The organism is Serratia nevei (assembly GCF_024160145.1).
GTDB classification, from domain to species: domain Bacteria; phylum Pseudomonadota; class Gammaproteobacteria; order Enterobacterales; family Enterobacteriaceae; genus Serratia; species Serratia nevei_A.
This window is the reverse complement of the sequence record NZ_JAMYWQ010000036.1, coordinates 35813-47697: the sequence shown is the minus strand read 5'-3', so window position 1 is coordinate 47697 and position 11885 is coordinate 35813. Positions and strand designations below refer to the sequence as shown.

Below are 11885 nucleotides of genomic sequence, written 5' to 3'. Positions count from 1 at the left end.
CAAACATCAACAACGAAATCCATATCGTGTTCAGACATAAAAAAATCCGGAATCAGAGGGCTGAATCCGGATTGTCTCTTACTGAGTGGATCGTTCAAGTGTTCTTAAACGATCGGCATTAGGTTAAAAAACCGGGCTTTTCGTCAGTTCTCCACAGCGCGAGTTACACTCGGCGGAAGATCAGCGAGCCGTTGGTGCCGCCGAAGCCGAAGGAGTTACACAGGGTGAACTCCATATCGCTGACCTGGCGCGCTTCGTGAGGCACGAAGTCCAGATCGCAACCTTCATCCGGGTTATCCAGGTTGATGGTTGGCGGTACCGCCTGATCGCGCAGCGCCAGCACGGTGAAGATAGACTCGATCGCGCCTGCCGCACCCAACAGGTGGCCAGTCATCGATTTGGTCGAGCTCACCAGCACGCGGTGGGCATCGGCGCCGAAGACGGATTTCACCGCCTGCGCTTCTGCCTGGTCACCCGCCGGCGTAGAGGTGCCGTGCGCATTGATGTAACCGATTTGTGACGGGGTCACACCGGCGTCAAGCAGGGCATTTTCCATCGCCAGCGCAGCGCCCGCGCCGTTTTCCGGCGGTGACGTCATGTGATAAGCATCGCTGCTCATCCCAAAGCCCACCACTTCGGCGTAGATTTTCGCGCCGCGTTTTTTCGCGTGCTCGTACTCTTCCAGCACCATCATGCCGGCGCCGTCGCCCAGCACGAAGCCGTCGCGGTCTTTATCCCACGGACGGCTCGCCGCCTGCGGGTTGTCATTACGGGTGGACAGGGCGCGCGCTGCGCCAAAGCCGCCGACGCCCAATGGGGTGCTGGCTTTCTCTGCCCCACCGGCCAGCATCACGTCAGCATCATTGTAAGCAATGATACGCGCCGCATGGCCGATGTTGTGCACACCTGAAGTACAGGCGGTGGCGATGGAAATGCTTGGGCCACGCATGCCGTACATGATTGTCAGGTGGCCTGCAATCATATTCACGATGGTGGATGGCACGAAGAACGGACTGATTTTCCGTGGGCCACCGTTAACCAGTGAACTGTGGTTTTCTTCGATCAAACCCAGGCCGCCGATGCCGGAACCGATCGCGGCTCCAATGCGGGTGGCGTTAGCCTCGGTGATGTCCAGGCCTGCATCCTGCATGGCTTGCATGCCGGCAGCGATACCGTACTGGATAAAGGCGTCCATCTTGCGCGCATCTTTGCGAGAGATGAAATCCTCAGAATTAAAATTCTTTACCAGGCCAGCAAACTTGGTCGCATAGGCAGTGGTATCGAAATGGTCGATCAGGCTGATGCCACTCTGACCGGCAAGAAGAGCGTTCCACGTGGACTCTACCGTATTGCCGACAGGAGACAACATGCCCAGTCCGGTCACAACTACTCGACGCTTAGACACGTTTGTCCTCCAGGGAGGGAAAAATATGACACTAGGGATAGAAAAAACTTAGGCGGTCGAACGACCGCCTAGATATGTTCTCTTACTGCTGGCTAGCGTTGATGAAATCAATAGCTGCCTGAACAGTAGTGATCTTCTCAGCTTCTTCGTCTGGAATCTCAGTGTCGAATTCTTCTTCCAGTGCCATTACCAGCTCAACGGTGTCAAGAGAATCAGCGCCCAGATCTTCAACGAAAGAAGCGTTGTTCAAAACTTCTTCCTGTTTAACACCCAGTTGCTCAACAATGATTTTCTTAACGCGTTCTTCGATAGTGCTCATACTCTTAAATTTCCTATCAAAACTCGCTTTCGCGATGGTTTTCGTAGTGTATAAAATGCTGAAAAAGATGCAACTAAATCCCGGCTGGTCAAACCACGATTTTACGCTATTTTGCGGTTTTTGCCTCAAATAACGCAAATGGTTTTCACATTTTTTAAATCATGTACATGCCGCCATTGACATGTAACGTTTCACCGGTGATATAGCCGGCCTCATCAGAGGCCAAAAATGCAACAGCGCTGGCGATTTCTTTAGCATCGCCCAGCCGGTTGGCTGGAACTGATGACAAAATGCCTGCGCGTTGATCATCTGTCAACGCCCGTGTCATGTCCGTCTCAATAAAGCCAGGTGCCACGACGTTGACCGTAATGCCACGCGAAGCAACTTCACGTGCCAAAGATTTGCTAAAACCAATCAGACCGGCTTTAGCCGCCGCGTAGTTCGCCTGCCCTGCGTTCCCCATGGTGCCGACAACGGAACCGATGGTGATGATACGGCCAAACCGCTTTTTCATCATAGCGCGCATTACCGCTTTTGACAGGCGGAATACGGAAGTCAGGTTGGTGTCGAGGATATCCTCCCACTCGTCATCCTTCATACGCATCAGCAGGTTATCACGCGTGATGCCGGCATTATTCACTAAAATGTCGATTTCGCCAAATTCGGCGCGAATCGATGCCAGCACGCTGTCGATAGATTGCGCATCGACAACGTTCAACATAAACCCTTTGCCGTTTGCGCCCAGGTAGCTGCTGATCGCTTCAGCGCCGCTCTCGCTGGTCGCGGTGCCGATCACTTTGGCGCCGCGTGCCACAAACGTTTCTGCAATAGCCCGGCCAATACCGCGGCTCGCGCCGGTGACCAGAACGATTTTACCTTCGAAGCTCATCATTTTCCTCTTTATTGTTCAAGCGCCGCCGACAGGCTGGCGGTGTCGTTCACCGCCGCAGCCGTCAGGGTGTCAACAATACGTTTAGTCAGGCCGGTCAGCACTTTGCCCGGCCCCACTTCCAGCAGCGACGTCACTCCCTGTGCTGCGATAAATTCTACGCTCTCGGTCCAACGCACCGGGCTGTACAGCTGACGCACCAGCGCGCTGCGGATCGCTTCCGGATCGTTTTCGGTGCGCACGTCGACGTTGTTCACCACCGGCACCTGTGGCGCGTTGAAGGTGATATCCTGCAGCGCCACGGCCAGCTTGTCGGCGGCCGGCTTCATCAGCGCGCAGTGCGAAGGCACGCTCACCGGCAGCGGCAGCGCACGTTTGGCGCCGGCGGCTTTGCAGGCGGCGCCTGCGCGCTCAACCGCTTCTTTGTTGCCGGCGATGACCACCTGGCCCGGCGAGTTGAAGTTGACCGGAGAAACCACCTGCCCTTGCGCAGACTCTTCACACGCCTTGGCGATCGCATCGTTGTCCAGACCGATGATGGCGTACATCGCGCCGGTGCCTTCCGGCACCGCTTCCTGCATCAGCTTGCCGCGCAGCTCGACCAGACGGATTGCCGCCTTGAAGTCCAGCACGCCGGCGCAGACCAACGCCGAGTACTCGCCCAGGCTGTGGCCCGCCATCAGCGCAGGCGCTTTACCGCCCTGCTGCTGCCAAACGCGGAAAATCGCCACCGAGGCGGCCAGCAGAGCCGGTTGGGTCTGCCAGGTCTTGTTCAGCTCTTCCGCCGGGCCTTGCTGCACCAGCTGCCACAGGTCGTAACCCAGGGCGGAAGAGGCCTCGCCGAAGGTTTCTTCGACGATCGGGAACTGTGCGGCCAACTCGGCCAGCATGCCAACGGTCTGCGACCCCTGGCCCGGGAAAACAAAAGCAAATTGCGTCATTTTTTCTTCCTGTCCAAATCAGAAACGAACCAGCGCCGAGCCCCAGGTAAAGCCGCCGCCGAAGGCCTCCAGCAGCACCAACTGGCCACGCTGAATTCGCCCGTCGCGCACCGCTTCGTCCAGTGCGGAAGGCACCGAGGCGGCAGAGGTGTTGCCGTGACGATCGAGCGTCACCACCACTTTGTCCATCCCCATGCCCAGTTTTTTCGCCGTTGCGCTGATGATGCGCAGGTTGGCCTGGTGCGGCACCAGCCAATCCAGCTCGCTGCGGTCCATGTTGTTGGCCTGCAACGTCTCATCGACGATGCGCGCCAGCTCGGTAACCGCAACCTTGAAGACTTCGTTGCCCGCCATGGTGACATAGGCCGGCTTGTCTTGATTCTGACGATCCTTGTACGGCAGCGTCAGCAGGTTGCCGTAGCTGCCGTCGGCGTGCAGATGGGTAGACAAAATGCCCGGCGCTTCAGAAGCCCCCAGCACCACCGCCCCTGCGCCATCGCCAAACAGAATGATGGTGCCGCGATCTTCGGGATCCAGCGTGCGCGACAAGACGTCCGCGCCGATAACCAGCGCATGTTTGACCGCGCCGTTTTTCACGTACTGATCGGCCACGCTGAGCGCGTAAGTGAAGCCGGCGCAGGCCGCAGCCAGATCGAACGCCGCGCAGTCTTTGATGCCCAGCATTTGCTGCACCAGGCAGGCCGCGCTCGGGAACGCGTGAGTGGTCGTGGTGGTCGCCACGACGATCAGCCCAATGTCTTCTTTAGCCACACCTGCCATTTCCAGCGCTTTCTCAGCGGCCTGGAAGCTCATCGTCGCAACGGTTTCATCCGCAGCGGCGATGCGACGTTCGCGGATACCGGTACGCGTGACGATCCACTCGTCAGAGGTATCCACCATTTTTTCCAAATCAGCATTGGTGCGCACTTGTACGGGCAAATAACTCCCCGTACCGAGAATCTTTGTATACATGTACGATCAGTCACTCTTAGGTAATACAGCCTCAAGGCGCGCAGCAATCCTTTCCGGGACTTGCCGCTGCACCGCCTGCACAGCCTGTTCGATTGCGACTGCAAACGCGTGAGGGTTCGCAGCGCCGTGGCTCTTGACTACGGTGCTGCGCAATCCTAACAGACATGCGCCATTATACTGGTCGGGGTTCAGGTGGCCGAACCGCTTAACCACCCGTTTTTGCAACCAACGGCCCAACAATTTCAGCCACCACGCTTGCTTGTTTCCGTCGCCGGACGATTTCAGCAGCGATAAGAACACCCTGACCACCCCTTCCATGGTTTTCAGGGTGACGTTGCCCACGAAGCCATCGCAGACCAACACGTCGGTCTTGCCGGTGAGCAGTTCGTTTCCTTCCAGGTAACCAATATAGTTGATTGCCGGAGTATTTTTTAGCACAGCGGCCGCTTCGCGGATATTATCCAGGCCTTTGGTCTCTTCTTCGCCAATATTCAGCAGCGCCACCCGCGGTTGCGCAATGCCGATCACCTCTTCCGCCATCACCGCGCCCATCACGGCAAACTGCACCAGCATGGTGCTGTCGCACTCGACGTTGGCGCCCAGATCCAGCACCACGGTTTTACTGCGTTGCTGATTCGGGATCGCCGTCATCAGCGCCGGGCGCTCGATGCCTTCGAGCGGCTTGACCAGCAACTTCGCCAATCCCATCAGCGCGCCGGTATTGCCGGCGCTGACGCAGCCCTGCGCTTTGCCGCTGCTGAGCTGTTCGAGCGCAATGCGCATCGACGTGCCGCGGCTGGCGCGTATCGCTTGTGAAGGTTTGGCGTCGCCGGCGATCACGGACTCGGCGGGCACGACTTGCAGACGCTCCAGAAGAACCGGATCGGCGTGGGCAAGCAAAGGGGAGATGACGTCGGGATTGCCGACCAGCAGGAGATGAAGCTGTAAATTAGAGGCCAGTGCCTGCAACGAAGCAGGCACTGTGACGCAGGGACCGAAGTCCCCGCCCATTGCATCTAACGCCAGGGTTAGACGAGTCAAGGTATCGCTACTTAGCCGATAACCTTGCGACCGCGGTAGAAACCGTCGGCAGTGATGTGGTGACGACGGTGAGTTTCACCGGATACTTTGTCTACAGACAGAGTCGTCGTGGTCAGAGCATCGTGAGAACGACGCATGCCACGCTTGGAACGGGTTGGTTTATTCTGTTGTACGGCCATGGACCTTACTCCTCAATTACTTACGCTTTAAACTGGCTAATACGGCAAACGGATTCGGTTTCTCCGCCTCGGGAGGCAGTTGGCCGAATACCATGTCCGCTTCGGACACTTCACAGTGTTCAGATTCATGTACCGGAACGACAGGCAGTGAAAGAATAATTTCGTCTTCAATCATTGCCAACAGATCGACTTCGCCAAACTCGTCAACTTCGATCGGTTCGTACGCTTCCGGTAATGCCTCAGCCTGCTCATCATTGACGACCGGGCTAAAACAATATGTTGTGTGAACCTGATGTTCGAACGGGACTCCACAGCGTTGGCACATCAACGTTACCGTGACGTCCGCATGCCCTGTTATCACCGCGAGGCGCTGATTGTCGATATTGAACGACAACGACACCTCGACATCACTGTCCACACTGACCACGGAGTCGGCAACACGAGTAACCTGCTCAGGCGCATAGACACCAGCATAGTCCAGGCGTTTCTGAGCTGTACGTACCGCATCAATGGTCAAGGGTAATTTTACCTTTTGCATAGGGCGCGCATATTAACTTTGTAACGACATAGAGTCAAAGAAAAAGGCCGTAAAACGGCTCCTTTCACCAATATTCGCTTCCACAGCGGCCGACAGTTTAAAATGCCGTACCCATTTACGCTACGGTTTGCGAAAAAAATTATGCAGAGATTGCTTTTAGCCTCCACCTCCCCCTATCGAAAAATGCTGCTGGAGAAGCTGCAGCTGCCCTTCGACTGCGCCGCACCCGAGGTGGATGAAACCCCACTGCCGGGCGAAAGCGCCGAAGCGCTGGTGCTGCGCCTGGCGGCGGCGAAGGCTCAGGCGCTGGCCCTCGCCTATCCCGAGCATCTGATCATCGGCTCCGATCAGGTCTGCGTGATCGAGGGCAACATCACCGGCAAGCCGCATACCGAGGAAAACGCCCGTGCGCAGCTGCGCCTGGCCGCCGGCCAGGCCGTGACTTTCTATACCGGCCTGGCGCTGTACAACGGCCGCAGCAAGCAGCTGCAGGCCCTGTGCGAGCCGTTCCACGTGCATTTTCGCGCGCTGAGCGAAACGGAGATCGCTGCCTATGTGCGCCAGGAGCAGCCGCTGAACTGCGCGGGCAGTTTCAAGAGCGAAGGATTGGGGATTGCGCTGTTCGACAGGCTGGAAGGCCGGGACCCGAACGCCCTGATCGGCCTGCCGTTGATCGCGCTGTTGGAGATGTTGCGGGCTGAAGGCATCAACCCGTTGGTCTGACGCGGATTACTTGGCCACCTGCCGGCGCAGCACCTGCAGGCAGTGGCGCAGCTCTTCGTCCATCGGCGCTTCGATGCGCATCGTTTCGCCGGTGGAGGGATGCTCGAAGCGCAGCGCCGCGGCGTGCAGGAACAGCCGCTTCAGGCCGGTACCCGCCAGTTGGCGATCGAACTCGCGGTCGCCATAGCGATCGTCAAAGGCGATCGGGTGCCCGGCATGCAGCGTGTGCACGCGGATCTGATGAGTGCGCCCGGTGATCGGGCTGGCCTTCACCAGGGTGGCGAATTCGTAACGCTCTTCCACCTTGAAGCGGGTTTCCGAAGGCTTGCCTTCGCTGCTGACGCGCACGATGCGTTCGCCGCTTTGCAGAATGTTTTTCAGCAGCGGCGCCTGTACGGCCTTGCAGTGGGATTGCCACTGGCCGCGCACCAGCGCCAGATAATCCTTCTGCATGCCCTTCAGCCGCAGCTGTTCGTGCAGCGAGCGCAGCGCAGAGCGCTTCTTGGCCACCAACAGCACGCCGGAGGTATCGCGATCCAGACGGTGCACCAGCTCGAGGAAACGGGCTTCCGGGCGCAGCGCGCGCAGCCCTTCGATCACGCCGAAGCTCAGGCCGCTGCCGCCGTGCACCGCGGTGCCGGAGGGCTTGTTGAGGATCAGCAGGTGGTCGTCTTCATAAAGGATGCAGTCTGCCAGTGCGGCTACCTTATCCAGCTTGGCCGACACCGGCGTCTCTTCGCGCTCGGCTACGCGCACCGGCGGCACGCGCACCACGTCGCCGGCCGCCAATTTGTATTCGACCTTGATGCGCCCTTTATTGACCCGCACCTCGCCTTTGCGCACGATGCGATAAATCATGCTCTTCGGCACGCCTTTCAGGCGAGCGAGCAGAAAGTTGTCGATTCTCTGACCGGCTTCGTCGTCGGAAATCGTGATGAATTGTACTGCTGGATTGTTCGTTTTCATGGTGCGGGATTCTAAATAGAGCGCGTGAATAGCGCCACATCTTTTTCTGTGCTTAACTGTCTCTCTGACGGCGGGCGAAACCCCAGCGGACAATAAGGCAGCAAGCCGATTTGAACGTTTGCGATTTCTTCCGCAGTTAAGGAAAAGTCACCTTGCTATAACGGCATCAGCAGTGGAATAATGCAGTCACTTTCCGCGTTGATTCTCGTTAAACAGGGAAAACGGTGGAATTATAAAATTTGTCTGATCGCGCAAAAACGCAGCAATGGCGTAAGACGTAATGCGAAATCAAACAATTAGCGGGCTGCGGGTTGCAGCTTGGCCGGCAAATGGAATCAGATCTGTCGACGTAAATCAGAGGCTATTCCCTGAGTCAAAAGTGCTGTCTTTCACAAAGAAAAGCAGGCTTACCGAGATAATGCGCCCCTATGCAGGCGACAACCGTGAGGTTGACGGCTTTGCGAGAAGACACGGGGCTTTCGGTTTAACTCCGGCCATGAGGTTATTTTGCCCGCAGCTTTGTCGATAATGTAAAAATAACGAGTAAGTTAAGATGAAAAGAATGTTGATTAACGCAACTCAGCAGGAAGAGTTGCGTGTTGCCCTCGTAGATGGACAGCGGCTGTATGATTTGGATATCGAAAGTCCGGGTCATGAGCAGAAAAAAGCGAATATTTACAAAGGCAAAATCACCCGCATTGAACCAAGTCTTGAAGCAGCGTTCGTGGACTACGGCGCAGAACGACATGGTTTCCTCCCCCTTAAAGAAATCGCCCGCGAATACTTCCCTAGCAATTACTCTTCCCATGGCCGCCCGAACATCAAAGATGTGCTGCGCGAAGGCCAGGAAGTCATCGTTCAGGTAGACAAAGAAGAACGTGGCAACAAAGGCGCCGCCTTGACCACCTTCATCAGTCTCGCGGGCAGCTATCTGGTGCTGATGCCGAACAACCCGCGCGCCGGCGGTATTTCTCGCCGCATCGAGGGTGACGATCGCACCGAGCTGAAAGAAGCGCTCTCCTCGCTGCAACTGCCGGACGGCATGGGCCTGATCGTTCGCACCGCGGGCGTAGGCAAATCCGCCGACGCGCTGCAGTGGGATCTCTCCTTCCGTCTGAAGCACTGGGAAGCGATTAAAAAAGCCGCCGAAGGCCGCCCTGCGCCGTTCCTGATCCACCAGGAAAGCAACGTTATCGTGCGCGCCTTCCGCGATTACCTGCGCCCGGACATCGGCGAAATCCTGATCGACAACCCGAAAATTCTCGATCTGGCCAAAGAGCACATCGCTGCGCTGGGCCGCCCGGATTTCAGCAGCAAAATCAAACTGTACAGCGGTGAAATCCCTCTGTTCAGCCATTACCAGATCGAATCGCAGATCGAATCCGCCTTCCAGCGCGAAGTGCGCCTGCCGTCCGGCGGCTCGATCGTCATCGACAGCACCGAAGCGCTGACCGCCATCGACATCAACTCCGCCCGCGCAACCCGCGGCGGCGACATCGAAGAGACGGCGTTCAACACCAACCTGGAGGCGGCGGACGAGATCGCTCGCCAGCTGCGCCTGCGTGACCTTGGCGGCCTGATCGTCATCGACTTCATCGACATGACGCCGGTTCGCCACCAGCGCGAAGTGGAAAACCGCCTGCGCGACGCCGTGCGCCAGGACCGCGCGCGCATCCAGATCGGCCGCATTTCCCGTTTCGGCCTGCTGGAAATGTCCCGTCAGCGCCTCAGCCCGTCGCTGGGCGAGTCCAGCCACCACGTGTGCCCTCGCTGTAACGGCACCGGCACCATCCGCGACAACGAATCGCTGGCGCTGTCCATCCTGCGTCTGATCGAAGAAGAAGCGCTGAAGGAAAACACCAAAGAAGTTCACGCTATCGTGCCGGTTCAGGTCGCTTCGTACCTGCTGAACGAAAAGCGCGAATCCGTCAGCGCGATCGAAAAACGCCAGGGCGGCGTGAAAGCCGTCATCGTGCCGAACGATCAGATGCAAACCCCGCACTACTCGGTGCTGCGCGTGCGTAAAGGTGAGGAAACCTCTACCCTGAGCTACCTGCTGCCGAAGCTGCATGAAGAAGACATGGAGCGCCCGCTGGAAGATGCGCCGATGGAACGCAAGCGTCCGGAGCAACCGGCCCTGGCTTCCTTCTCCCTGTCCGCCGATGCGCCGCCGCCGGCTGAAGAAGCTGTCGCCGTGGCCAAGCCTGCCGCTGCCGCTGCCAAGGCTCAAGCCGCAGCGCCGGTCGCCGCCAAGCCTGGCTTCCTGGGCCGCCTGTTCGGGGGGCTGAAGAGCCTGTTCGCCGGTGAAGAACAACCCGCCGTCGAAGAAGCCAAACCGACCGAAACGCCGAAGGCGGAAGGTAACGGTGAAAACCGTCGTCAGGATCGTCGCGGCCAGCGCCGCCAGGGCACCGGCCGTAAAGAGCGCGGTGAGCGTGGCGATCGTCCGGAACGCGGCGAGCGTAAAGAGCGCGGTGAAGGCCGTGACAATCGCGAGCGCGACAACCGTGAACCGCGTGAGAACCGCGAAGGCCGTGAATCGCGTGAATCCCGCGATGAACAGCGCCGTAACCGCCGCAACCAGCAGCAGAATGCACCGGTCGCTGAGGAAACCGCCGCGGAAGAAAGCGCGAAAGCGCCGCGCGAAGATCAGCAGCAGCGTCGTGAGCAACGTGCTGAACGCCAGCGTCGTCGTCAGGAAGAGAAGCGCCAGGCTCAGCAGGAAGTGAAAGCGCTGGAAAGCGTTGAAGCGGTCGAAAGCACTGACGAAGAGCAGGAAGAACGCCAGCAGCAGAACATGCAGCGCCGTCAGCGCCGCCCTCTGTCGCAGAAAGTGCGCATCCTGTCTGCGGAAGAAGAACTGCAGCGTGCAGCGGAAGAGCTGCTGGCGCCGAAAGCGCCGGTCGCGAAAGCCGCTGACGCGCAGCCGACGGCCGACGACAGCGTCAAGCTGCTGCCGGAAACCGTTGCCGCACAGCCGGAAGACGATGCCCAGGGCGAAAACCGCGGCAACGGCGAAGGTATGCCGCGTCGTTCCCGTCGTTCACCGCGTCACCTGCGCGTCAGCGGCCAGCGCCGCCGTCGTTACCGCGATGAGCGTTACCCGCTGCAATCCCCTATGCCGCTGGCGGGCGCGTTCGCTTCGCCGGAAATGGCGTCGGGCAAAGTCTGGGTAAGCTACCCGGTTGCTCAGGTTGAAGAAGCCGAAGTGCAGGCCGAAACCGTAGAACAGACAGCAGCACCGGTTGTCGCCGCAGCGGTTGAACAACACAGCGTTGCCGTGGAAGAAACTCAGGTTGCGGCCAGCATCAACGAGCCGGCACCCGAAGCCGCCGTTGAAACTGCGGCCGTTACCGTAACGGAAGAAGCGGCAGCCGTAGTACCTGTCGTTGCGACCCCGGCCGAGCAAACTCCGGCCCCGGTTGAAACCGCACCGGCACCTGCCGCAGTTGAAGAGCCGAAAGCGGAAGAGACTGCCCCGGCAGTGGAAGCCGAGCCGGTAGCTGACACCGTTGCGGCAGAGCCTGTGGTTGAGGCTAAGCCGGTGGAAGACGAGCCGGTGGTTGAAACTGCACCGGTAGAGGCAGCGCCTGCGGCAGCAGCCGTGGAAGCCGCTCCGGTCGAAAAAGCCCCGGCGCCAATCGCCGCGGAACCTGCGCCTGTGGTTCAGCAACCGGCGCCGGTGAAAGCCGTGCAGGACGTGCTGTACAAACACATCGCCACTGCGCCGATGACCAAAGCGCCTGCGCCGGCCTATGTGCCGGAAGAACGCAAGCACAGCGACTGGCAGCGCCCTACCTTCAACTTTGAAGGTAAAGGCTCCGCTGGCGGTCACTCGGCGGTGAGCCAGGCGACCGCGCCGGCCACCAAGCCGCAGCCGGTTAACGAATGAGTTAATCTGCAACCCTAAAA

The 11885-nt window shown here is 58.7% G+C and carries 11 protein-coding genes; 2 read left to right on the top strand and 9 right to left on the bottom strand.

Annotated elements, in window-relative coordinates; genetic code table 11:
• Nucleotides 1-163: 163 nt before the first annotated feature.
• The 8 genes from fabF to yceD form a co-directional block, all read right to left on the bottom strand.
• Nucleotides 164-1405, bottom strand: a complete 1242-nt coding sequence (fabF, locus tag M6G53_RS20340) for a beta-ketoacyl-ACP synthase II (RefSeq protein WP_049197999.1) — start codon at nucleotides 1403-1405, stop codon at nucleotides 164-166.
• 82 nt (nucleotides 1406-1487) lie between these two features.
• Nucleotides 1488-1724 (bottom strand): acyl carrier protein, encoded by a 237-nt coding sequence (gene acpP, locus M6G53_RS20335; RefSeq protein ID WP_004719003.1) that lies wholly within the window; start codon nucleotides 1722-1724, stop codon nucleotides 1488-1490.
• 154 nt (nucleotides 1725-1878) lie between these two features.
• Nucleotides 1879-2613: a 3-oxoacyl-ACP reductase FabG gene (gene fabG, locus M6G53_RS20330; protein ID WP_016928193.1), complete on the bottom strand. Its 735-nt coding sequence runs from the start codon at nucleotides 2611-2613 to the stop codon at nucleotides 1879-1881.
• 11 nt (nucleotides 2614-2624) lie between these two features.
• Nucleotides 2625-3554 carry an ACP S-malonyltransferase gene (gene fabD, locus M6G53_RS20325; RefSeq protein WP_015377451.1) on the bottom strand — a complete coding sequence of 310 codons (930 nt, stop codon included), beginning with the start codon at nucleotides 3552-3554 and terminating at the stop codon, nucleotides 2625-2627.
• 18 nt (nucleotides 3555-3572) lie between these two features.
• Entirely contained in the window at nucleotides 3573-4526 is a 954-nt protein-coding gene (locus tag M6G53_RS20320) for a beta-ketoacyl-ACP synthase III (RefSeq protein WP_025302411.1), read from the bottom strand.
• A 6-nt stretch (nucleotides 4527-4532) separates the two neighbouring features.
• On the bottom strand, nucleotides 4533-5567 hold the full coding sequence (plsX, locus tag M6G53_RS20315; protein ID WP_074188615.1) for a phosphate acyltransferase PlsX: 1035 nt from the start codon (nucleotides 5565-5567) through the stop codon (nucleotides 4533-4535).
• 11 nt (nucleotides 5568-5578) lie between these two features.
• On the bottom strand, nucleotides 5579-5746 hold the full coding sequence (gene rpmF / locus M6G53_RS20310; protein WP_004927778.1) for a 50S ribosomal protein L32: 168 nt from the start codon (nucleotides 5744-5746) through the stop codon (nucleotides 5579-5581).
• 16 nt (nucleotides 5747-5762) lie between these two features.
• Nucleotides 5763-6284, bottom strand: a complete 522-nt coding sequence (gene yceD / locus M6G53_RS20305; protein WP_004927780.1) for a 23S rRNA accumulation protein YceD — start codon at nucleotides 6282-6284, stop codon at nucleotides 5763-5765.
• 141 nt (nucleotides 6285-6425) lie between these two features.
• Between yceD and M6G53_RS20300 the strand changes: the two genes are divergently transcribed.
• Complete coding sequence (locus M6G53_RS20300) at nucleotides 6426-7007, top strand: Maf family protein (protein ID WP_253334104.1); 582 nt, start codon at nucleotides 6426-6428, stop codon at nucleotides 7005-7007.
• Between the two features lie 6 nt (nucleotides 7008-7013).
• Here the strand turns inward: M6G53_RS20300 and rluC are convergent, their stop codons facing one another.
• On the bottom strand, nucleotides 7014-7973 hold the full coding sequence (gene rluC, locus M6G53_RS20295; protein WP_197861820.1) for a 23S rRNA pseudouridine(955/2504/2580) synthase RluC: 960 nt from the start codon (nucleotides 7971-7973) through the stop codon (nucleotides 7014-7016).
• A 553-nt stretch (nucleotides 7974-8526) separates the two neighbouring features.
• Here rluC and rne point away from each other — a divergent pair.
• The gene (rne, locus tag M6G53_RS20290; RefSeq protein WP_253334103.1) at nucleotides 8527-11865 is read left to right on the top strand and encodes a ribonuclease E; all 3339 of its coding nucleotides are present in this window, start codon (nucleotides 8527-8529) and stop codon (nucleotides 11863-11865) included.
• Nucleotides 11866-11885 lie beyond the last annotated feature (20 nt).